Here is a 22,538-nt window from a genome sequence, read left to right as displayed (position 1 = left end):
TCCATTTGCAGCCTGCGGAATTAACTGCCCGTCCGGACCGGTTCGGGAAGCACGCGCAATGTCGCCTCGATCTCCACACTGACGTTCAACGGCAGCGAGCCCATGCCCACTGCGGATCTTGCGTGGCTGCCCCGCTCTCCCAGCACCTCGATCAGAAGGCGGGAGCAACCCTCCATTACCTGTGCGTGCCCGCCGAAGCTCGGCGCCGCATTGACCATGCCGTTGACCTTGAGAAACTCGATATCGTCCAACGTGCCGGTGACCTCGCGGGCCGCAGCAAGAAGATGCAGCGTGCAAAGCCTGGCCGCTTCGGCGCCTTCTTCGATGCTGACATCCGTGCCGACCTGGCCGACCAGAAAGGTGCCGTCCGGCAGGCGCGGGACTGCGCCTGACAGGAAGACCAAGTCTCCTGCGCGCTTGGACGACCGGTAAGAATATTTCGGAGTCGAGGCCGCGGGCAACGCAATCCCTCGCTCCGCGAGTCTGTCGGCAACTGACATGTTAAGCGTCCTTTGTGACTGTCTGGAGAGCCGCTATAACAGGGCGGCCATGCGGTGGGCCGGCACATAAACCGGACGCGGCTCAACCTTCGGCGGGACAAACCTCAAGTGCGGCGCGCGCGGCCTGCTGCATAAAGAAGCCGTCGCTACCGATCGTCGCCAACCCAAAGCCTGCGGTGCGCATCCTGTTGGCATAGGCGGCGCTGAGCGTATGGATGCCCGCGAATTTCCCCACCGTATGAGCAGCGGCGCGGATCCGTTCGAACGCCGCAAGCATTTCGGGTTCGTCGCGGTCAAAGGCTGGCCCGAGCCCGAGCGAAAAGCCGAGATCACTCGGCCCGATATAGGCCCCGCTCACCCCAGCAACCGCGAGGATTGCCTCAGAATTCTCTAGCGCCTCGCGCGTTTCGATCATCGGGATGACCAGAATCTCGTCGTTGGCGAAATGGTGATAGGGCACGTCGGTCGCGTATCCCGCGGCCCGGTTGGGTCCGAAAGACCGAGAGCCGTCCGGCGGATAGCGGCAGGCCTCCACCAACGCGCGCGCTTGATCGGGGGTGTTCACCATGGGGCAGATCACGCCCCAAGCGCCGGCATCAAGAACCTTCCCGATGATCCCGGGCGCGTTCTGCGGAACCCGCGCCATTGGCACAACCTTTGAGCCGGCCATACCTTGGAAGCAGGCGACGAGGCTCTGGAAATCCTGGACGCCATGCTGAAGGTCCACCGTCAGACTGTTCCAGGGGAGGCGAGCCATCAGTTCGGCCGAATATGCACAGGGAAGGGAGAGCCAGCCGTTCCGGATGAACTGACCCTTCTTGACCATGGCTTTCAGCGGGTTGGACATTGCACTTCCCTTCCTGTCTGGGCGGGCATCCGCCCTGCCTTGCGGGGACCGGTTTCACCCTGCCTCCCGACAATTACTGACCTATCGGTGCAGTAAATATTGCTCTCTCAATCTGTCAAGATATTTCTACGCAGGCTCCGGTCCGCTTGTGCTGCAGTCGCCGGAGAGGTGAGAGCTGTGCGGCTGGCTATTCTGGCAAGCCGGCATGCAGCGTCGTGCAATGCAGTTCCATCTTGCACCGCCGTTCTCGATAATCGGAAAGACCTAGCGGCGGGACGAAGGCAGATATCACCGGCGGCCCGGTTGAATGTATGCCGCAATTCGCACTAGAATTGCTCGCTAGGACACGTTTCTGGTTTTTGACCACAGGGACGAAGAACCATGGATTTGCCCTCGAAAGATGCGACACAAGGCCCGCCCCGCCGACAACGCGGGCGCCCCAGTTCGCGTTCAGAGTTGCTGGACAAGGCGCTGGAACTGATCCTAGAGCGCGGAGTGGAGGGGCTGAGCTTCGACAGTCTCGCCCAGCATTCCGGCATCAGCAAAAGCGGTGTCATCTACCACTTCCCAAACCGCGAGGAGTTGAACCGCGCGGTACGTGCCCATGTGCGCCAGCGTTACCTGCTGGCCCGTCACGAGGCAACCAATGACCTTCCCGACAGCAGGACCAAGGCTCTGAAGGGCTGGGCGATCTCTTCCCTAGAAAAACGCTCGAAGCTGGACGAGGTCAGCGCCAAGATTATGACCTCGGGGATCTGGGACGCGACCGAAGGGCGTGAGCACCACAAGGAGCGCTTCGCGGCCATGAGCGAAGGCGCCGGGTTCAACCGGGCGGCTCTCGCCTATCTGGCCATCGAGGGTCTCTGGTTTCTCGATCTCGCCGGGTTCACGCCGTTTGACGCGGAAGAGCGGGCTCGCGTCTCCGCCCTGCTGCTGTCGGTCATCGACGATCCCGCCTTCGATCATCTCGGCGAATAGCACTCCTCGGGGGATGATAGCGACCCGGCAATCGGGCGCTCGCCCTGCGCTCCATGCTCGGTGGGCGAGACGAATGGGTCTCGATATCTGGTGTCTCGAATACTCTTAGCTGTTTGATTCCACGGCTTGATGACGCGATCCATTCGTTAGTATGGAGGATGGGCCAAGTTCATTACGAAAGCGCCATAACCCCGCATGCGGTCAGAGCAGCAATCCGATCCACCAGATGCCCGGACTGAACGACTAGTTAAGCCACTGCGAGACACGGCTTCGTGGAAAGATCCAACGGACACATGCGCGACGAACTGCTCAACGAGACCTTGTTCCACAACCGGGCTCACGCCCGGGTCGGGATCACTACTGGGACGGCCGACGTCAACTGAACGCCCGTATTCGGCCTGACATGCCAGACACCGGCTGGCCCTGACCGCCGCAATCCTCAGCCTTGCTGGGCGTTTCAAAAGCTCCGCACGTCGGGCAATCGCTCACGCTGCGGACATTGGCACAACCACCAGGTTCAAGTCGCGGCTGGATGAACGATCAGCGGCGGGTCACTTTTGTCCGATAAACAGTGTGTATTTGTGTATCTGGATTGGATTGTTATTCCTCAGCAATCCATCAGGTCAGGCCCTGAGTAAAGGCTTCGTCGGAAAAGCCCCGGATATCTCGACAGATGGACGCGACTGCTGCGAAGAAGTCGCTATACGAGTCGTTCCTGTATGTGCCGTAATAGTTGAGCTTCGGAAGCGGCAGCGGCGTGCGCACAACTTGCAGGCGCCCCGCCTGGATGTAGCGTCCGAAGAAGCTGCGCGGCAGGATGGTAATCCCCATGCCCGTCGCTGCCATTTCCGCCAGGGCGCCCATGTTGTTGCAGTTGATCCGCTTGCGAAACCGCAGGGCCTCATTATCGATCACTGCATGCAGCATGGGGCGCAGGATCGAGGACGAGGACTGAGACAGCAAGGTCAGGTCCAGCAGCTCTGCACGCGTCAACTCGGTCCGGCCATCGATCAGACCAGGGCTGCACATCCATTCAAGCGCCAGATCGTCCAGCGGCGCTTCGACGAACTGCGGCAGCAGCGTGCTGTAAGGGCAGATGATGAAATCGACTTTTCGGTCCATAAGGCGCTCCACAAGAACGCTGCTGAGATCGATTTCGGGCTCGATCTCAATGCCCGGATAACGGTCCCCGATCCGCCCTACCAGTTCCGGCAGCCAGGAAATCGCCACAAGATCCGTCACGCCAAGCCGGACCCTCATCGGCGCGACATCGCTGCCACGGGCAGAGCTGACCAGCCGGTCATTCAGGCGCAGCATCTGTTCGGCGATATCACGGATCGTCTCGCCACGTACAGTCAACACCGACTGACGGCCCGAGCGCTCGAACAGTGGATCGGTGAAATGGCTCTCCAATTCGCTGATCCGCTTCGAGATCGTCGACTGAGCTACATTCAGGTACTCCGCTGCCGCTTCGAAGCTGCCGAGCGAGGACGACCAGTAGATAGCTTCGAGCTGTTTGATAGTAAACATGTGCGATCCATGCAAAAAGTGCACCAATTATAGTCAATTAATATCGCTTTTTTGTTAAAAAAGGAAGCCATACGATTGCTGACGTGGCGATGCCACGCCAAACGTCTTGGGGGGATTCATGACGATCCGAGAATATCCGGCGGCGCCGCAGGTGCCCGCCGATCTGCTACGCGACTATAGCGGGACCGCAAGCTCGATCATCAGCGACTGCCTCGACCGCCTGCCCGGTGCCGTTGGGCTGCTGCCCTATCACGCTGCACAGGCGATCATCGGCACCGCCTTTACCGTGCGGACCCGCGCGGGCGACAACTTCGCCATCCATGCAGCGCTGAACCTAGTGCGCCCGGGTGACGTGATGGTCGTCGATGGCGGCGGCGATGTCACCCAAGCCTTGATCGGCGAGATCATCGTGCAGAAGGCGATGGCGGTCGGTCTTGCGGGCTTCGTCATCGATGGTGCGATCCGCGATGTCGATGCGATCCGCGAACTAGGGCTGCCGGTCTATGCCCGCGCGGTCACTCATCGCGGCCCCTACAAGAACGGTCCCGGCGTGCTGAACCGGCCGATCGCCGTTGGGGGAAGCGTGGTAATGCCGGGTGATCTGGTGGTGGGAGATGCCGATGGCATCGTGACCCTCCCCCCGGAGACCGCCGCCGGGATCCTGCCTGCCGTCCGTGCCAAGGAGGAGCATGAGCGTCAGAAGATCGCCGAAATCCGCAAGACACTTACGGAGATGACCCGCCGCGCGGGATAACACCGACATTGTCGAAAGGGAGGAGCCTTATGCGACATCTGGGAGTTCTGGCCGCAGCGACGCTGCTGGCCGCGACAGCCGCCATTCCCGCCCTGGCCGGGCCGGAGACGGAAGTGAAGATCGTGCTGCCCGCCGGGCCGGACCGGCTTGACCCTTGCGAAACACCACGTTCGGTGATCGGCAGGATCATCAAGCAGAACGTGGTCGAAACGCTCGTCGAGCTGAACTATAACGACGCCTCGCTGATCCCGAGGCTGGCTGACAGCTGGACTCAGGACAGCCCGACGGAATGGACTTTCAGGCTGCATCCCGGAGTGACCTTCCATGACGGCGCGCCATTCGATGCACAGGCCGTCATCAAAACACTGGAACGGACGACCGACCCCGCGCTGACCTGTATCACCCGCACGAAATACTTCGACGGAGTGGATATCAAGGCCGAGGCGGTCGATCCGCTAACCGTGAAATTCACCACCGGAAAGCCAAGCCCGATCCTGCCGACGCTTCTGGCCCAGATGGCGATCTCTTCGCCCAATACCCCCAAGGGCATCTATACCAACGAGCCTGTTGGCACCGGACCGTATCGCTTCGTCAGTTGGACACAAGGCCAGGACGTGGTGATCGAGCGCAATGACGATTACTGGGGGGCTGCCCCGACGATCACCAAGGCCACCTATGTCTGGCGCGCGGAATCTTCGGTCGTGGCTGCTATGGTGCAGACCGGCGAGGCCGATCTCGCCTTTTCCATCGCTCCGCAGGATGCGACGAATGCGGAGATGGACAAGGTCTATCCGAATTCCGACAGCGCGATGTTCCGCCTCAGTGTCGATATCCCGCCGCTGAACGATGTCCGGGTGCGCAAGGCGATCAACCTCGCCATCGACCGCCAGGCATTCCTGGGCACCATAATCTCTGATCAGGCCAAGGTGGCGACCCAGCAGGTCGGCCCCAATGTCTTGGGCTGGAACCCGGATCTGGTGCCGTGGAAATACGACCCCGAGGAGGCAATGCGCCTGCTGGCCGAGGCCAAGGCGGATGGTGTGCCGGTCGAGACGGAGATGCGGCTGATCGGCCGCCCGGCGATGTTCGCCAACAGCAACGAATTCGTGCAGGCGGTGGGCGAGATGCTGCGCGCGGTCGGACTGAACGTGAAGATGGAAACGCTGGAGATGTCGCAATGGCTGGAGGTGGCCAACAAGCCCTTCGACCCTGCCCGCAAGCCCAACATCTTCCTGACGATGCATGACAACAATAGCGGCGATGCGGCCTTTACCGTCTACTTCAAGTATCACTCGAACGGACGACAGAGCGAGTTGCATGACCCCAAACTCGACGCGATGATCGAGGAAGCCTCGACGCTGTCGGGCGAAGCCCGTGCGACCGCCTATCACAAGGTCTTCCGCACGATCTATGAAGATATCGTTTCGGACGTGCCGCTGTTCTACATGGTCAACTACATGCGCGTTGGTCCCCGGGTCGACTTCACACCGACCATAGCCAACGCGGTCGAATTGCAGTTGTCTAAACTTCAGCTGACCTCGAGCTGACCGCCCGCCGGGGTGTGAACGCCCCGGCCTCCCGTCCCCGATCGGAGGTGCCCCATGGGCGATTTCATCTTCAAGCGATCGATGCAGAGCATCTTGTCGCTAGTCTTCCTCGTCATCGTCGTCTTCATCCTGGCCCGAATGACCGGGTCTCCCGCACAGCTATTCCTCCCGCCGGAGGCAACGCAGGAACAGATCGACGCGTACAACGCGCTGCACGGGTTCGACGACCCGCTGCTGGTCCAACTCGGCACCTTCATCCGCGGCGTGTTCCACGGTGATTTCGGCCAGTCGCTGCGCTATTCGCGCCCCGCGCTCGATATGGTGCTGGAAGCGTTCCCGACCACGCTGGCCCTGGCCGCGGTGACCATGCCGCTGGTGTTGACGATCTCCATCGTCACGGGCGCGCTCGCCGCCTATAGACCCGGCGGACTGTTCGACCGGATCGCCAGCCTGATCTCGCTGATCGGTGCCAGCACGCCGAACTTCTGGGTCGCCATCGTCGGCGTGCTGATCTTCGCCGTCACGCTGAACGTGCTGCCGACCTCGGGCACCGGAACCTGGGCGCATTGGGTGCTGCCCGTGGCCGTGCTGACGCTGCGCCCGGCGGGGGTACTGGTTCAGGTGATGCGCACCTCGATGATGACGGCGCTCTCCTCGGTCTATGTCAAGGCGGCGAAGGCCAAGGGCGTGAAGGCCCGGACAATAATCTTCGTCCATGCCTTGCGCAACTCGCTCCTTCCGGTGATCACCGTGGCCTCCGACCAGGCCGCGGGCATCGTCAACGGTGCCGTGATCGTGGAAACCGTCTTCGGCTTTCCCGGCATCGGCAAGCTGATGATCGATTCCGTCCTGATGCGTGATTTCGCGGTTATTCAGGCAGCCATCCTCGTGACCGCGCTGGCCGTCTTCCTCATCAACATCATTGTGGATATCTCCTATGCCTTCGTCGACCCCCGCATCCGCCACAGCTAAGCTGCCGGTCGCGTCCGGGCGTCGCAGGTCTTCGGTCCTGCTGCGGTCTCTGTTGCGCGATCGCTACGCCACGGCATCGCTGATCTTCCTTCTGATCGTGCTGATCTGTGCGATCATCGGCCCCTCGCTTCTGGCGGAACAGGCCCGCTCGCTCAACCTGCGCGGACGCAACGCGCCGCCGTTTTCGATCGAAAACGGCTGGATGTTCATTCTGGGCGGCGACGCGCTCGGGCGAAGCCTGCTAGCCCGGATCATCGTCGCTAGCCAGAACACCCTCCTTATCGCCGGCAGCTCCGTCCTTGTCGCGATGCTGGTCGGCGGATTTCTCGGCCTCGTCGCCGGCTATCGCGGTGGCTGGGTCGGAGCGGTTCTCCTCCGGCTGGCGGATGCGATCATGAGCTTTCCGTCGATGCTGCTGGCGGTGATCGTGCTCTTCGTGTTCGAACCGGGCGTGATAAACGTGGTGCTGGTACTGGCCGTTTCGCGCATCCCGATCTTCATGCGCACCGTTCGTGCAGAGGTGCTGGAGCTGAAGCAACGCATGTTTGTCACTGCCGCCCGCGCGATGGGGGCAGGAAAGAACCGCATCCTGCTGCGCCACATCGCGCCGATGCTGCTGCCGACGCTCATCAATCTGGCGGCGCTGGAGATGGCCTTCGTCATGCTGGTCGAATCCGGGCTCAGCTTCCTCGGCATCGGCATCCAGCCGCCCGACGTGACATGGGGCCTGATGGTGGCGGATGGCCGCAATTATCTCGGCTCCGCCTGGTGGCTCGCCTTCTGGCCAGGCCTCGCGATCATGCTTGTCGCGATGTCCCTCAATCTGCTGTCCAACTGGCTGCGCATCGTTACCGATCCTGTGGAACGCTGGCGCCTTGAAACCGAAGCGAGGTAAGCCATGGCACCCCTTCTTTCCGTGAAGAACCTCTCGATCCAGTTTCCGTCCCGTGCAGGTGTCGTGCGCGCCGTGGAGAACGTGAGCTGGCATGTCGATCCGGGCGAGACGCTCGCCATCCTCGGCGAAAGCGGATCGGGCAAATCGGTCAGCGCCTCGGCAGTGATGAACCTGATCGAGACACCGCCCGCCGCCATCTCACAGGGCGAGATCCTGTTCGAAGGGCTGGACCTGCTGAAAGCGGATGACGAGACGCGCCGCCGGATCAACGGGCGGAGCATCTCGATGATTTTTCAGGATCCACTGGCGGCGTTGAACCCGGTCTATTCGATCGGCTGGCAGATCGCCGAGACGATGCGTGTTCATGGCACCCCCGGCGATCAGGCGCAGGCACGCGTGGTCGAACTGCTGGCCCGCGTCGGCATCGCCGAACCGGAACGGCGGATGAAGGATTATCCACACCAGTTCTCCGGCGGGCAGCGGCAGCGGATCATGATCGCCTCGGCCATCGCCCTGAAACCGAAGCTTCTGATCGCCGATGAACCGACCTCGGCGCTGGACGTGACCGTTCAGGCCCGGGTGCTGGAGCTTCTCAAGGAAATCCAGACCGAGAACGGCATGGGTATGGTTCTGATCACCCACGACCTTTCGGTCGTGGAACGCGTGGCGGACCGCGTGGTGGTGATGCAGGCGGGCCAGATCGTGGAGACCGGCAGCGCGGCGCAGGTGATGAACGATCCCCGGCACAGCTACACCCGCCGCTTGCTGGACGCGGTGCCGGGGCGCAAAGGCTTTGCCACCGCCGCCGATGATGCAGGGGGCACGCCGCTTCTGGAAGTGCGAAATGTCTCGAAGGTCTACGGCGGCCTCGCGCGCCAGTTCTCCAAACTGAAGACGGCGCCGGTGAAGGCCGTCGATAACGTCTCCTTCACCATGGCAAAGGGCGAGACACTTGGTGTCGTCGGGGAATCCGGCTCCGGCAAGTCGACGCTCGCGCGGATGATCCTCGCGCTCGATGAGCCCAGCTCGGGAACGATCCACTTCGACGGTCAGCCGTTCAATGGCCTGACCGGGGCAGAGGACTACAGGATGCGCCGTCGGGTACAGTTCGTATTCCAGGATCCGACCGCCTCGCTCAATCCGCGAATGACGGTGCAGCAGATCATCGCAGAACCCTGGGCGATCCATCCCGATGTCCTACCGCGCGGGCAATGGCGCGCGCAAGTGGGCGAACTTCTGGAACAGGTCGGACTGAAACCCGATCATGCGGACCGCTATCCGCACCAGTTCTCGGGCGGGCAGCGCCAGCGGATCGCCATCGCCCGTGCTTTGGCCCTGAAGCCGGAACTGATCGTCTGCGACGAGGCGGTTTCGGCGCTTGATGTGTCGATCCAGGCGCAAGTGATTGATCTGCTGAAGGATCTGCGCCGCGACTACGGGCTGTCCTATGTCTTCGTCGCCCATGATCTGGCGCTGATACGGGATTTCGCAACGTCGGTTCTGGTGATGTATCAGGGCAGGATTGTCGAACAGGGTCCCGTGGCGCAGGTTTACGACCACCCGCAGCACGACTACACCAAGGCTCTGTTGAGGGCTGGGGCGACGCTCCCTGTTCAGGCGGCATAGGACGACAGAGTGACCCAAAGACCCCGGCGTCAGATCATGACGCCGATTCTCCTACCGATCTTGGCGACCGGATTGCTGGTGCAAGCGACTGTGCCGCTGGCCCGGATCCTAACCACCTATGCCGCCCTCGATGCGGGCTTCGGCCCAGAGGTCATCGGGTTCTTGTCGGCGGCTTTCGCGATTCTGCCGGTTTTACTGACGGTGCTCCTTGGCCGGTTCAATGATCGCGGGGGCGCCAAGGGCGCGGCACTGGCAGGCTCCATCGGCCTACTGATCGCTTGCCTCGCGCTGTGGCTGCTGCCGCCGTCACTCCCCGGCCTGCTGGCGGCGACGGCAGTCTTGGGCATCGCGCAGACACTGGTGCTGGCCTCGATGCAACTTTTGATTTCGCGCAGTTCCAGCCGGATGCATCGTGATGCGATGCTGGGCAATTATATGGTCGCCATCTCGCTAGGTCAGGCCGTGGGGCCGCTGTTTCTGGGCGCGACGGAGGGGCAGAACCATGGTACCGCGATTCCGGTTCTAGGGGCGGCGCTCCTGGTGCTGGCAATACTCCGGCTGATGCGGGTCGCGCCAAGCCGCAAGCGCGCCAAGGATCAGGCGGAAATCCCGCTTTCGCAGATCGCCGCTACCCCGGGCCTGCCGTGGCTGATCCTTCTCGGGAGCATCTGTGTCGCCTCTCAGGACCTGATCCTTGCCTTCCTGCCGTTGCTCGGGATGGAACGCGGTATCGCTCCCGCCACAATCGGTATCCTGCTGAGCCTGCGCGCGGGGGCTGCAATGGTGTCGCGTATCTGCTTCAGCCGGGCGGTTCGTCTTCTGGGCCGCGGTCGACTGTTGCTGGTGGCGACCCTTCTCGGCGGGGTCGGGCTGCTAGGGATCAGCCTACCCCTCCCTGTCTGGGGGCTGGCGACAGGTCTGGCCCTCACCGGCTTCGGCGTCGGCATCGCGCTGACCAGCACCGTGTCGTTGACCATGGTGATCGCGCCTCCAGCCGCGCGCGGAACTGCACTCTCATTGCGCCTGACCGCGAACCGCATCGCGCAGTTCACGATCCCGATCATCGCAGGGGTCGCCGTCGGGTCGTTCGGTGCGGCGGGCGTCATGGGCGTTTCGGGAGCGGCCCTGATGACCGCCACCCTGATGGCACCGAGGGCCTTTCGCGGCAAGGAGTTCTGAGACAGAACCAGGCCGGAGCCCGGCTCAGGACATGCGATAGTGTTACACGCAGTACCCAATCGCGCAACACAGCATCGATCCACCACGACCGGCAGCGACCAGCGTTTACGCTGTCTTATGACTGGCCTTCAGACTCGCCTTGCTGGCCAGAAATTGTCATGGCAGGCACATCGACGATAATCACATGCATGACCATCTCCGGTTGGAAGACTGATTTCGACAGATACTTCCGAGGGAGACCGCGGCGGCGAGGACCGGCAAATCGGCAGTGCACGCCGCTTCGCGTAGCCGATTAAGCAGGGGCGCGATCACCTCACCGGCGGGCCAAAGTTCCGGCGCCTTGGCACCACAATCTTGTGGCTAGACCTTACGCTGACGGTGATCGCCTCGCTTAACAGCATCGTCGGTCCGCTTGCCGCAGGCTCGCGCAACCCGGAGACGAGGCGGGACATCACATCACCCAGGCGGGCGACCGGGACGTCAGTCAAGACAGTAACGGACCCTCGTCCCTTTGCGCTGATGCCCTGAGTTAACCTTATGGAAGAGCTTCATTCTACGTCCCTGTAAAATTCTAGGTCCCTGTAAAGATGAGTTCTGAAATAGCCCCGGCGCTAGCTCTCCGTCCGGGGCAAAGACCGTGATCGTTGCAGTGGATCCGGATAGGAGCTGCATTTGTCGGCTGGGGTATCGAACGTGATGCGCACCGGCACCCGTTGGGCCCGCCTGACCCAAATGAAGGTCAGCGTGCATTGGTAATCCTCCCATGGTTAAGGGGCTGGCGTGAGCCGTGAGTTGAGGAGATTCGAATGAGGAAGACCCGATTTACCCAACCGCAGATCATGGCGGTGCTGCCAGGCCGAAGGCGGCGTTGCGGTGCCGGAACTGTGCCGAGAGCATGGGATCAGCAGCGTAAGCTTGTACATCTATGGGCGGCTCTCCCTTGGCAAGCGCTTCGAGGTGGTTTCCGAGCATGACGGGTGCTGACATCTATCCGGCGTCGCCGGTTGATGCTGGCGCGCCCAAATGGGTAATCCGCGAAGCGTGGCCCTCAACAAATGTTCGGCCTCGGAGGCCTTTATAAAAGCCAGGGCCTCCACGCACCGGGTCCGTCCGGTCGGTCCATTTCCTCTCGCCTGCACCTCCTAGCAACTGTATCTGTCAGGTTGGATTGTCCGCCCATTTCTGACGGCTTTTGCACAACGCATTCGCGATGGTGACCAGCTTTCTGGCGACAGCGATTATGATGAACTTGTGCGGTTTCCCCGCCTTGCGAAGGCGATCTGCAAAGGATCTCAGGCTGGGGTTCTGATGTGCCGCAACCAAGGCCGCTTGGAACATCACCTACCGGAGGACACGGCGACCACCGGCGATCGCCCGTTTTCCGCGGAGGGTTCCGCTGTCATGCGCGACCGGGGCCAACCCAGCGAGTGCGGCCGCTTCTTCACCGGTGATGGTGCCGATCTCAGGCATTTCGGCGATCAGCATTGTGCTGGCAACCGGGCCGATCTCCGTGATGGAACGGAGGACGGTGGCCATCTCCGATAGGTGATCATCGCTCACAATGGCCCGGATGATCCTGTCTTCAAGCTCCTTGATCAGGCTGTCGATCCGTTGCTTCAACTCGGTGTCGACGTCCTCAAACATCTCAGCGGTTCCCAGTTTCTGATGCGCGCAGATTTAGGCAAGCAATTGCCTGCGCATCTCCACCAGCTGCGCTAGTTTTGACATCAACGCCTTGAGAATGCGCAGTTTTTATTCGGGAAGGCTTCGGCCCCCTTCGGGGAGGAGGGCGAAGAAGCGAGCGATGAGTTCGGCGTCGATACGGTCGGTCTTGGCGCGTGTGCCACGGCTTTGCGCAAACGCTTTTACCTGAGCGGGAGGAACCTGGCGGGCTGCAACACCTTCTGCTTCCAGGTGCGCCCAGGACTGCCGTTCCTGACCGCCGGTCGACTCGAAGCAGACGACGGCTTCCCGCTCCCGGGCAAGATCCGCCACGGCAGTATGACCCGCCGGAGCGTTTGGCACTCTGCAGCGATGCCCTTCGGGCAGGCATCCTACACAGAGGTCGGCGGGAGGGGCGGGCCATCCATAAGGGGGGCATGGCGACTGATCGGGCGCACGAGGGGCGGCATGACTACCAAACTTCATGCCGTGACCGATGCGGATGGCCGCCCGATCCGCTTCTTCATGACGGCTGCTCAGGTCAGTGATTACACCGGCGCCGCGGCTCTGATCGGCAGCCTGCCGAAAGCGGGTTGGCTGCTGGCCGACAGGGGCTATGATGCAGACTGGTGATGAGATGCTTTGAAAGACAAGGAGATAAAGGTCTGTATCCCCGGTCCCGAAGTCTCGCAAGAAGACAATGAAATACGACAAGCGGCGTTACAAACGGCGCAACCGCATCAAGATCATGTTCGGTCGCTCAAGGACTGGAGGCATGTTGCGACCCGATACGCCAGATGTCCCATCTTCTTCCTCTCAGCCATCGCCCTCGCCGCAACCGTTTTCTTCTGGCTATAAAATGAGAATGATATACCGTAACGGGGCCTGTCTCGCAACCCGCCCGTTACCGTTGCAAGATCGAGTGTACGCTGGCGCCATTCCCGTATCGGATGCACCTGGAGGACCGCGGGATGAAGCTGTTTGTCGTGCTAGATGTGTCGCTGGAGATGACCGCGCTCTGCGTGATCAGTGAGCATGGAAAGATTTTGAAGGAGGCTCAGGTGGCCAGTGAACCCGAAGGGCCGTTGCGCTGGACCGCGATCAGGACGGCGCAATGCTGCCGTCGGACTTGAGACTGGCCCGTTGTCGCAATGGTTGTATCGTGGGTTGTGAGAAACGAGACTACTGTCGTTCTGATGGAAACCCGACAAGTAAAAGGCGCCCTGAAGGCCATGCCGATCCAGACGGACCGACGGGATGTCGAGAGTATTGCACGTCTGCCTCATCTTGGTTGGTTTCGAGCCGTTCATTGCAAACCGGTGTCTGCACAGGAGGCTTAGAGCGGTGCTCAGTGCCCGCAAGGCTGTGCAACAAGGGTTTATCACGCTGGAAATGTCTCTGTGCGGGCTACTGTGGAACTTCGGGCTCAAGGTTGGCACCATATCCCGTAGCAGGTTCGAGCAGCATATCCGCGAACTGGCGGCAGGCAATCCGATGCGGGAAGCGGCAACGGAATCCATGCTTCGCGCCGCTCGGCACTGCGGCGAGAGCTGGCGGGTCTTGAACGCAATGTCCGTCAACTCGCCCAAGAGGATCCAGGATGTCGTCGGCGGATGTCGATGCCCGGAATCGGCGCTGTTGTGGCGTTGACCTTATCGATCCGCTGTCGGTGACCCCGCCCGTTTCATATCCTCAAAGAAGGTCGGACCGTGGGTCGGCCTGACGCCCTCTCGCAACCCGTCAGGCGAACGCGACGTCTCGGGCAGGATCACCAAGGCAGGCGACATCAACCTTCGACGCGCGCTGTGCCAGGCGGCAACCGTCATGATGTATGAGAAGGATCAGAAAACAGTCCGGTGGACTGTTTTCCCGACGACTGGTGGACGGGCGAGCTGACTGCGACCTTGGGCGGCAAAACTTGCGCACCGTCGTGGTGCCAAGCGCGCGATGGTTGCGCTGGCCCGCCGCATCGCCGTGATCCTGCACCGCATGTGGAAGGATGATACCGACTTCCGCTGTGACATTCCGGTGCTTCATGCTGGCTGAAGATACAGGTTCCAGACTTCTGCCCACCTGACCGCGGGCCTTCGAGGTCCCCACAGGACGCGGTTCCGGTGATGCCGTGCTCAGGACTGACGCCGATCGCATCGAGCACGCCAAGGAGACGGGCACATCGGAATTGCATTGAACCAGCATCATGTTGGCGGCCAAAGCTCTGACCACGGACCGAAGCATGCACCCGGGTCGATCTCGGGCGAAGGCTGCCGAACAGGGAAGCAGATCAACGGATCTAAGAGAAAACTGCGGTTAAGCGGAACATTCGACATGCGCAAAACCCCTTTGACCGGGACGACACCGTCACCGAAGGCTGGAGCCTATGCGCGTCAGATGGCTTCTCATGGACAGTCTTTGGACGCAAGCCATCTTCCGCGGCCACGCGCCAATGCTTCCAGCCTCGCGACCTTACTCATTGCAACTGCAATGCGGATGCCTTGTCCAGCGCGGGAGGGGGTCCTTGTACGCCGCTGACCCCCGCGGCCCGAACGTCAAGAAATACGCAATCGCAGTCGATCTCCGTCTGCTCGACAACGAAGCCCGCCGGTCCCGGCCTCGTCAATCCAAATCTGCGTTCAATCGCGCTGATTCTCCTCGAAATCAGCGACACCATCCTGCACATGCAGCAAGTTCGAGTCAGACCTCAACTCCACTGAACAATCACAGGTTTCTAGAAAGTTTGCAGCAGAACCGGACGAAGTGGCTTTGTGGCATTCGTCTCAGCAAGCAGGACACGTCGTAAAGTTCTCTTTCAGATGGCACCTGACCTGGTGTGCCGCGTCAATCTTGTGCAGGGCCTGCTGCCGTTCACATCCACTTGCAGCCTTGAGGCAGCGTTCCAGGTAGAAGTAGCCGTGTGGCAGTTTTCGATTGTTCGGCAGTTCGCCGATACGCACTTCCGCAATCTCCGGCAGGGCGGTCTCGAAACTGGGCGCTGCAACCAGCAGGGTTTGCGTGTATGGATGGCGCGGGGCGCCGAGAACTTCCTTCGCCGGACCCGATTCAACGACCTGGCCACGCTCGCGCTGCAGCTTGAGCAGCAGTTTTATGATCTGCGCCTGGACAGAAACGTCGAGCGCCGATGTCGGCTCATCCAGCACCAAAAGCTCCGGGTCGGTCGAAATGGCGCGGGCAATGGCGATGCGCTGGCGCTGGCCGCCGGAAAATTCGTGCGGCAGGCGATCCAGTTGCTCGGGCCGCAGGCCGACAGACACGGCAAGCTCTTCGGCCCTCGCCCGAAGCTCCGCGTCGCCGAGCCCGCCGCGGATATGCAGCGGCTCACTGATCAACCGCCAGACCGGCAGGCGGCGGTCCAGCGACGATTGCGGATCCTGAAAGACGATCTGCATTTTCTGTCTGATATCGCGCTTTTGCTTGCCTTGCGCCGATTGGAAATCCTGACCATGGATGGCGACCGTGCCCTGCTGATAAGGCGCCAGCCCGATGATCGCTTGTGCCAGCGTGCTCTTTCCGCAGCCGGATTCGCCGACAACCCCTAGGCTTTTGCCGGCACGCACGGCGATGTCGACGCCGTTGACCGCATGCACGAAGGATGTCGGCCGGCCCATCCAGTTGCGCGATGCCGGAAAGCGGACATAGAGGTTGGCGACGGCCAGAACCGGCTCCTCGCGCGTGTTGACCGTCATGTTCATCCCTGTCCTCCGCTTTCCAGATCGGCAACGACGGGCGCGCGCCGCCAGCAGGACACTTTGTGCGCCTGCGCACCCAGCAATGAGGGCGCCTCCGCCTAACAACGCTCCACCGCCTCTTTGCAGCGGGCGCGGAAATAGCAGCCGGCGGGAGGATGCAGAAGGTCCGGCACGGCACCGGGTATCGCTTCGAGTTCCTGCTTTGGCGCCACGCGTTCAGGCAGACAGCGCAACAGGGCCTGCATGTAAGGATGCTGCGGCGCCTCCAGCACCGTGCGCGTCGCGCCGCTTTCGACGATGCGCCCGGCATACATGACGTAGAGCCGATCGCAGAGCTGCGACACGACCGCGATATTGTGCGAGATGAAGACGACGAAGGCGCCGGTCTTGCGGGCGCGGTTCTGGATCAATCTCAGAATGACCGCCTGCACCGTCACGTCCAGCGCGGTTGTCGGCTCGTCCGCTATGATCAGGCCCGGATTGGACGAGAAGGCCATGGCGATCAGAACACGTTGCCGCATACCGCCCGAAAGTTCGAACGGATAGGCCCGCATCACGCGTTCGGGTTCGCCGATCAGCATGTCGGCAAGAATGTCATGCGCGATGCGCCTGGCTTCGGCCAGCGTCCTTTTCTCATGCGCCATGATCACATCGGTCAACTGCCTGCCGATGCGGATCGACGGGTTGAGCGCGTTCATCGGCTCCTGAAAGATGGTTGACACCAGCTTTCCACGCACGTGCTGCAACTGGTTGTCGTCCATCGCCAGCGTGTTGCGGCCAAACAGGCTGACCGAACCGGCGGTGATGTCGTAGCGGCCACGCGGCAGAAGCCCGGTCGCCGCCATCGTCGTCACCGACTTGCCGCGGCCGCTTTCACCGACAATGCCGACGATCTCGGCCTTGCCGATCTCGATCGAGATGTTGTCCAGCGCCTTGACGGGGCCGGAAAATGTCGGGAACTCCAGCGACAGGCCGCTGATGGACAGGGCTTCGGAAGGGTCTTGTGCGGAATTGGCCATCATCTCCCCCTCAGGCGCGGGTCGAGCATGTCGCGAATACCGTCTCCGACCAGATGGCACCCCATCGCCGTGATGAGGATGGCAAGGCCGGGGAAGGTCGCATACCACCATTGGTCCAGCATGAAGGAACGTCCGCTCGAAACCATCGCGCCCCATTCGGCCGTCGGCGGCTGCGCACCCAGACCGATGAAGCTTAGCGCGGCCGCGATCAGCACCACGCCGCCGAGATCGAGCGTCGCCTGCACGATGATCGGCGGCATCGCGTTGGGCAGGATATGCCAGCGAAGGATATACAGCGGCGACGCGCCATAGCTGCGCGATGCCTTCACGAAAACCTGCTCGCGCAGCGACAATGTCTGTCCGCGCGCGAGGCGCACATAGGCGGGAATGCGCACGACGGCGACTGCTAGCATCGAATTGAAAAGACTGGGCCCGAGTGCCGCAGCCAGCGCCATGGACAGCACCAGCGCCGGCAACGCCATGATCACATCCATCAGGCGCATGATGCCGGTATCGAAGCGACCGCCAAGCACGCCGGAGAGGCAGCCTATCACCACTCCGATGGTCGTGGAGATCAGCACGATCATGAAGGCCGCGCCGCAGGATGCCCGCGCGCCGAAGACGACGCGCGAAAACAGGTCGCGCCCCACTTCGTCGGTGCCGAACCAGTGATCCATGCTCGGCGGCCTCAGCCGCGCGGTCAGCGAGATCTTGTCGGGATCATAGGGCGCGATCCAGGGCGCGAAGACGATCAGGATGAGCACCAGGATGATGATCGCCACACCAATGAGCGTCAGCGGGCTGCGGCGGCTGAGGTACCACAGATAATGGAACCTTCTGGACAGGGATCTTGCGCCGCGCAACCTGGCCGCGCCTGCCGGTTCAGTTGACTGGACGATGCTCATGATCAGACCTCCCTGATCTGCGGATCGGCCAGCAGGTAGGCAAGATCGACCAGAAGGTTGATCAGCACATAGCCGATGGAGGCGACGATGGTGAACCCCATGATGGCAGGGAAATCGAGCGTCCTGACCGAGGTCACCACATAGGTGCCCATGCCGGGCCAGGCAAAGATGGTTTCGGTCAATACGGCACCATAGAGCAGGTCGCCCAACGCCAGCCCCAGCAGCGTGATCGAGGGGATGAGGGCGTTGCGCAGCGCATAGTTGAAGATGATCATGCCCTTGCGCAGGCCGGAGGCGCGCGCGGTGCGGATGTAGTCTTCCTGCAGAACGTCCAGCATCGAGGCTCTGATCTGCCGGGTTATGACACCCATGTTCGCAAAGGCCAGCACGAAGGCAGGCAGGATCAGATGGCAGGCGGCGCTGCGGAAAGGATCGAAGCGACCTTGCAGCAAAGAGTCGATCAACAGAAAGCCGGTCATGCGATCGGGCGGCGCAATTCCCATCGCCAGCCGCCCGCTGTCGGGCAGGATCTGCAACTTCGCGTAAAAGAAGTAGATCAGGATCAGGCCGAACCAGAAGACGGGCATGGAAATGCCGCACACCGATACCGTCCGTGCGATCTGGTCGATGGGGCCGTCCTTGTACACAGCCGAAAGCACACCGAGCGGCACACCGATCACGATCGCCAGAAGCAGCGCGAATGTGCCCAACTCCAAGGTCGCCGGCAGGAACGTTCTGATGTCGGCAGTCACTGGACGATTGGTCCGCAGCGACGTGCCGAGGTCGCCTTGCAGGAGCTTGCCGACATAGATGTTGAATTGCTCGACGACCGGCCTGTCCAGCCCGAGATTGTGTCGGACGTTTTCGAGGGTCTCGGCGCTCGCGCGATCCCCGGCAATCATCCGGGCGGGGTCGCCTGGGATGAGGTGAGAGATCGTGAATGTGATGACGACGACGCCGAAGACAACGAAGAGGAGAAGGATCAGCGGTGGAATGATGATGCGGGTGATTGCCATGATATCAGCCCTTGCTGTTAGGGTGGATTCCGAACTGGCGTTGAGGGAAGTGGAAACCGGATGGACGCTGTGCGTCAGATGGCGGCAGCAATTCCACTGGCAGGCAAAGCGCTGTGGCGGACCGCTTGGAAAACGTCCGCCACCGCCTTTTCTCACTGCGTCTTCGACATGGTGCCGAAGTTGTAGACCTGGATCAGCATGGGATTGTAGACATAGCCTTCCACCGCTGCGCGGCGGGCAAAGATGTCGTTCTTTTCCATGACATAGATGTAGGGCGCCTCTTGCGTCGAGATCTTCTGCGCCTCGATATACAGGTCCTTGCGCTTGCCCTCGTCGACGATGCTGGCCGCTTCGTTAATCAGTTCCGCGACCTTGGGTTTTCGTAAAAGGAACGGTTGCCCCCGCCGCCCATCCTGGCCGGATCGAACCAGTAGTTCATGAACATGTAGGGATCGGCGAAGTCGGGCGTCCAGGCGCCCGGCGACAGGTCGGTCTTGCCGGTTGCTGCAAGTTCGCGCTTCGTGGTGTCGGCGACGCCCTGCAGATCGAGCTTGATCCCGATCTCGGCAAGGTTTGCCTGCAATGCGAGACCAAGCGGCTCCCAGACGGGATCGGCCTGCGAAAACGTATATGTCAGACTGATGCCGGTCTTGCCCGATTCCGCCAGCAGCGCCTTCGCCTTCTCGATATTCTGGTTGTATTGGAAACCCTGCGGATCATGGCCCCACATCCCGCTGGGCACCGGGCCGCGCATCTGCTTGGCCTGACCCAGCATGATGCCGTCGATCAGCCCCTGATAGTCGAGCGCATAGGAGATCGCCTGACGCACCTTGGGATCATCCAGCGGCGCCTTGCGGTTGTTCATGTAGACGATGTCGACATACATGCTCGGATTGCTCTCGACCACGATCGAGGGATCCTTCTGCAGCGCCTCGGCCTGATCGAGCGGAACCTGCTCGATGATGTCGGCATCGCCATTGGCAAGCTGCAGGCGGCGCGCCGACACGTCACCCACGATACGGATCAGCACCTGCTTCAGCGCGGGCGCGGGACCACCGTAATGTTCGTTGCGATCGAGGGTGATGGTCTGATTGCGTTCCCAGTTGGCGATGCGGTACGGGCCGGATCCTGCCGTATTCTCGGCCAGCCAGGCCTGCGCCATGTCGCCGTCCTTTTCATGCTCCATCACCTTGGGATTGATGATGGCTGCGCCCGAGACCGCGAGGGTGGAGATGAAGGGCGCGAACTGGCCGCTCAGGTGAAAGCGGACCGTCTGCGGATCGACGACCTCGACTTCCTTCAGGACAGGGAAGGCGTCGGACGGACCGGCCTTGAGTTTCATCAGGCGATCAATGCTGAATTTTACCGCGGCGGCGTCCACCGGCGATCCGTCGTCGAACCTGTGGCCGGAGGCCAGCTTGAAGGTCCACACCAAGCCGCTGTCATCCACGGACCAGCTTTCGGCAAGTTCAGGTCCGACTTCCGTGGACGAACCTTTGTAGGCGACAAGGCGCTGATAGGCAGCGTAGGTGAGCGTGTAGCCGCTGTTGCTGATTTCAATGCCGGGATCAGCCGTAGGCGGGTCTTCGGCTCGCAGCACAACCAGAACGTCTTGAGCAGCGATTGCGGCCGAAAGTGGGGCTGCAGAGAGGCAATGGGCAGAGCATCCTGATCGACAGGCTCCCCGACTATGTCCAGATCGTGCGCTCCTGGCCACGCCCGTTGATGATGATGTAGGGCGTCCAACTCGACCCGTTCGTCGGCGCTATTCTCTTGGGCTACCACGCCGGTGCCAGCCATATTGGCGGGGTACTGTCGCACACGATCGGCGGAACGGCGTTTGCCGAGGTGCGCATCAACGGAAAAGTCATGCCGGAGGCAGGTATCAACGCCGCCATCGCCGGGCATTTTGGTGTGCCCGTGTTGATGGCGTCGGGTGACAATGTTGCTCTTGAAGAGATCACGGAATGCATCGGCGATATCGTCACGGTGCCGGTGAAGCAGGTCTACTCTACCCAGTCTGCCATCACGCTCACCCCTGCCGTCGCGCATCGGAAGGTGCGCGACGGCGTGAAAGCGGCCTTGGCCAGAGCCGGCTCCGCCAAAGTGTTCACGCTTGACAAACCGCTGCTGGAGATCGTCTTCCGCAACCGTCTCCCTGCCGAATATCTGTCTTACCTCAAGGGGGTGGAACGGACGGACGGCTATACGATCCGCTATCAGGGCGACGACATGGTGGATGTTTCGCGCTTCATCGGCTTCGTGACCGGCTACAATTCCCGGCTTACGTTCTGATGATGCAGCTCGCAGCTCTCAACGCAGACTGTTTGCCCAAGGCCAGAGGCTCATGACTGATTGTATCGTGCTCGGCGCCGGAATGGTCGGCGTCTCCACCGCGCTGGCTTTACAGGAAAGCGGGCGCCAGGTCGTTCTGGTTGACCGTCAGGCACCGGGCCGCGAAACCAGCTATGGCAATGCCGGCATTATTCAGACCGAAGCGGTGGAGCCCTACGCATTCCCCCGCACGCTTTCGGGAATCCTCAGGGTCGCGCTGAAACGCGGCAATGAGGTCGATTGGCGTCTGCGCGATCTGCCGGCACTGGCCGGTCCCCTCCCGCGTTATTTTGCGCATTCGGCCCCCGAGGGCTACGCGCGGACCGTTGCCGCCTATCGCAGCCTCGTCTTGAGAGCCAGCGAGGATCATGCCCGTTTCATTGAACCTACCGGCGCCGAAAACCTGATCGTGAAACGCGGCTGGCGGGCAATCTACAGAGACCCGGCGAGGTTCGAGAAGGCCGCCGCAGATGCCATCCGCATCGGGCGCGACTATGGCGTCCACTCGATCGCCCAGTCCGGCGATGATCCGGCGAAGGCGGAGCCGACCTTGCGGCTGCGACTGGCCGGTGCCGTGCATTGGACATCGCCTTGGACGTGCCGCGATCCGGGTGAACTGACGGCCCGATACGCGGCGCTGTTTGCCGCGCGCGGCGGCGCCATAGCCTACGGCGACGCCGCTACCTTGCGGCAAGCGGGCGCCGGTTGGCAGGTCATGACCCGGGATGGTCCACTCCAGGCCGAACATGCCGTGCTCGCTCTCGGCCCCTGGTCACCGGGATTGGTGCGAAAGCTGGGCTATCGCATTCCCATGGTGTTCAAGCGCGGATATCACCGTCACTTTGCAGGGAAAGCTGGTCCCGACTTGTCGACTCTCGATGAGGAAAACGGGATTGTTATTGCGCCGATGGATGCAGGCGTTCGCGTGCTGACCCGAGCGCATATGGCGCCGCTTGGGGCGTTGCCCTCGTCACGCCAGATTACCCGCGCCGTCCAAGCTGCAAGCGAGTTGTTCGAGTTAGCGTCCGCGCACGTGGTGTAATTTCAGCGCCTTCGACGGTGTAATCCCG

The 22,538-nt window shown here is 61.7% G+C and carries 22 protein-coding genes and 3 pseudogenes; 15 read left to right on the top strand and 10 right to left on the bottom strand.

The genetic code is table 11. The features are described 5' to 3' along the window. Positions 1–20 precede the first annotated feature (20 nt). Complete coding sequence (locus RT513_RS16905; protein ID WP_290687320.1) at positions 21–500, bottom strand: RidA family protein; 480 nt, start codon at positions 498–500, stop codon at positions 21–23. A gap of 82 nt (positions 501–582) precedes the next feature. Further along, a complete protein-coding gene (locus tag RT513_RS16900) occupies positions 583–1,347 on the bottom strand; it encodes an HpcH/HpaI aldolase family protein (RefSeq protein WP_290687321.1) in 765 nt (254 codons plus the stop codon). A 456-nt stretch (positions 1,348–1,803) separates the two neighbouring features. Between RT513_RS16900 and RT513_RS16895 the strand changes: the two genes are divergently transcribed. Both RT513_RS16895 and RT513_RS16890 read left to right on the top strand, forming a co-directional pair. Then, positions 1,804–2,325, top strand: a complete 522-nt coding sequence (locus RT513_RS16895; protein WP_313534187.1) for a TetR/AcrR family transcriptional regulator — start codon at positions 1,804–1,806, stop codon at positions 2,323–2,325. A 260-nt stretch (positions 2,326–2,585) separates the two neighbouring features. After that, positions 2,586–2,724 (top strand): annotated as a pseudogene (locus tag RT513_RS16890) (integrase core domain-containing protein); the annotation flags it as partial. A gap of 219 nt (positions 2,725–2,943) precedes the next feature. Here the strand turns inward: RT513_RS16890 and RT513_RS16885 are convergent. Beyond that, positions 2,944–3,855 (bottom strand): LysR family transcriptional regulator, encoded by a 912-nt coding sequence (locus tag RT513_RS16885; protein WP_290687323.1) that lies wholly within the window; start codon positions 3,853–3,855, stop codon positions 2,944–2,946. 118 nt (positions 3,856–3,973) lie between these two features. Here RT513_RS16885 and RT513_RS16880 point away from each other — a divergent pair, with 118 nt between their 5' ends. From RT513_RS16880 to RT513_RS16850, 7 genes and pseudogenes are all read left to right on the top strand, one after another. Next, positions 3,974–4,609 (top strand): RraA family protein, encoded by a 636-nt coding sequence (locus tag RT513_RS16880; protein ID WP_290687324.1) that lies wholly within the window; start codon positions 3,974–3,976, stop codon positions 4,607–4,609. Between the two features lie 29 nt (positions 4,610–4,638). Further along, positions 4,639–6,156, top strand: coding sequence for an ABC transporter substrate-binding protein (locus tag RT513_RS16875; RefSeq protein WP_290687325.1), 1,518 nt, complete (start codon positions 4,639–4,641; stop codon positions 6,154–6,156). Positions 6,157–6,210: 54 nt separating this feature from the next. After that, the gene (locus RT513_RS16870; RefSeq protein ID WP_088215666.1) at positions 6,211–7,128 is read left to right on the top strand and encodes an ABC transporter permease; all 918 of its coding nucleotides are present in this window, start codon (positions 6,211–6,213) and stop codon (positions 7,126–7,128) included. 52 nt (positions 7,129–7,180) lie between these two features. Then, positions 7,181–8,023: an ABC transporter permease gene (locus RT513_RS16865; RefSeq protein WP_256947321.1), complete on the top strand. Its 843-nt coding sequence runs from the start codon at positions 7,181–7,183 to the stop codon at positions 8,021–8,023. A 3-nt stretch (positions 8,024–8,026) separates the two neighbouring features. Further along, a complete protein-coding gene (locus RT513_RS16860; protein WP_290687326.1) occupies positions 8,027–9,649 on the top strand; it encodes an ABC transporter ATP-binding protein in 1,623 nt (540 codons plus the stop codon). A 36-nt stretch (positions 9,650–9,685) separates the two neighbouring features. Further along, positions 9,686–10,828 carry an MFS transporter gene (locus tag RT513_RS16855; protein WP_313534186.1) on the top strand — a complete coding sequence of 381 codons (1,143 nt, stop codon included), beginning with the start codon at positions 9,686–9,688 and terminating at the stop codon, positions 10,826–10,828. Positions 10,829–11,634: 806 nt separating this feature from the next. After that, positions 11,635–11,749 (top strand): annotated as a pseudogene (locus RT513_RS16850) (transposase); the annotation flags it as partial. 420 nt (positions 11,750–12,169) lie between these two features. Here RT513_RS16850 and RT513_RS16845 read toward each other — a convergent pair. Together RT513_RS16845 and RT513_RS16840 are read right to left on the bottom strand one after the other, a co-directional pair. Then, positions 12,170–12,472 (bottom strand): transposase, encoded by a 303-nt coding sequence (locus tag RT513_RS16845; protein ID WP_290687328.1) that lies wholly within the window; start codon positions 12,470–12,472, stop codon positions 12,170–12,172. 108 nt (positions 12,473–12,580) lie between these two features. Further along, the gene (locus RT513_RS16840) at positions 12,581–12,976 is read right to left on the bottom strand and encodes a transposase (RefSeq protein ID WP_290687329.1); all 396 of its coding nucleotides are present in this window, start codon (positions 12,974–12,976) and stop codon (positions 12,581–12,583) included. Here RT513_RS16840 and RT513_RS16835 point away from each other — a divergent pair. The 4 genes and pseudogenes from RT513_RS16835 to RT513_RS20875 all read left to right on the top strand — a co-directional run. Then, positions 12,896–13,348 (top strand): annotated as a pseudogene (locus tag RT513_RS16835) (IS5 family transposase); the annotation flags it as partial. The gene RT513_RS16840 and the pseudogene RT513_RS16835 overlap by 81 nt on opposite strands. A gap of 113 nt (positions 13,349–13,461) precedes the next feature. Further along, a complete protein-coding gene (locus tag RT513_RS20885) occupies positions 13,462–13,623 on the top strand; it encodes a hypothetical protein (protein ID WP_409518423.1) in 162 nt (53 codons plus the stop codon). Between the two features lie 211 nt (positions 13,624–13,834). Further along, positions 13,835–14,140, top strand: coding sequence for a hypothetical protein (locus RT513_RS20880; RefSeq protein WP_409518422.1), 306 nt, complete (start codon positions 13,835–13,837; stop codon positions 14,138–14,140). Positions 14,141–14,176: 36 nt separating this feature from the next. Further along, on the top strand, positions 14,177–14,386 hold the full coding sequence (locus RT513_RS20875; protein WP_409518424.1) for a transposase: 210 nt from the start codon (positions 14,177–14,179) through the stop codon (positions 14,384–14,386). Between the two features lie 878 nt (positions 14,387–15,264). Here RT513_RS20875 and RT513_RS16825 read toward each other — a convergent pair. From RT513_RS16825 to RT513_RS16805, 5 genes are all read right to left on the bottom strand, one after another. Beyond that, a complete protein-coding gene (locus RT513_RS16825; protein WP_290687330.1) occupies positions 15,265–16,197 on the bottom strand; it encodes an ABC transporter ATP-binding protein in 933 nt (310 codons plus the stop codon). Between the two features lie 95 nt (positions 16,198–16,292). Further along, positions 16,293–17,213, bottom strand: a complete 921-nt coding sequence (locus RT513_RS16820) for an ABC transporter ATP-binding protein (protein WP_313534185.1) — start codon at positions 17,211–17,213, stop codon at positions 16,293–16,295. Further along, positions 17,213–18,118 (bottom strand): D,D-dipeptide ABC transporter permease, encoded by a 906-nt coding sequence (gene ddpC, locus RT513_RS16815; RefSeq protein ID WP_290687332.1) that lies wholly within the window; start codon positions 18,116–18,118, stop codon positions 17,213–17,215. Before ddpC ends, RT513_RS16820 begins: the two co-directional genes overlap by 1 nt. A 2-nt stretch (positions 18,119–18,120) precedes the next feature. Then, on the bottom strand, positions 18,121–19,134 hold the full coding sequence (locus RT513_RS16810) for an ABC transporter permease (protein ID WP_290687333.1): 1,014 nt from the start codon (positions 19,132–19,134) through the stop codon (positions 18,121–18,123). A 358-nt stretch (positions 19,135–19,492) separates the two neighbouring features. Then, the gene (locus RT513_RS16805; protein WP_290687334.1) at positions 19,493–20,734 is read right to left on the bottom strand and encodes an ABC transporter substrate-binding protein; all 1,242 of its coding nucleotides are present in this window, start codon (positions 20,732–20,734) and stop codon (positions 19,493–19,495) included. A gap of 167 nt (positions 20,735–20,901) precedes the next feature. On the opposite strand from RT513_RS16805, the gene RT513_RS16800 reads away from it, so the two are divergent. After that, positions 20,902–21,429: a M55 family metallopeptidase gene (locus RT513_RS16800; RefSeq protein ID WP_290687337.1), complete on the top strand. Its 528-nt coding sequence runs from the start codon at positions 20,902–20,904 to the stop codon at positions 21,427–21,429. A gap of 52 nt (positions 21,430–21,481) precedes the next feature. Then, positions 21,482–22,510, top strand: coding sequence for an FAD-binding oxidoreductase (locus RT513_RS16795; RefSeq protein WP_290687335.1), 1,029 nt, complete (start codon positions 21,482–21,484; stop codon positions 22,508–22,510). The last annotated feature ends 28 nt before the right edge of the window (positions 22,511–22,538 follow it).

The sequence above is a fragment of the Haematobacter sp. genome (assembly GCF_032102465.1).
Lineage (GTDB): Bacteria > Pseudomonadota > Alphaproteobacteria > Rhodobacterales > Rhodobacteraceae > Haematobacter.
Note: the sequence above shows the minus strand (reverse complement) of the source record. Positions and strands in the feature narration are given on the sequence as shown.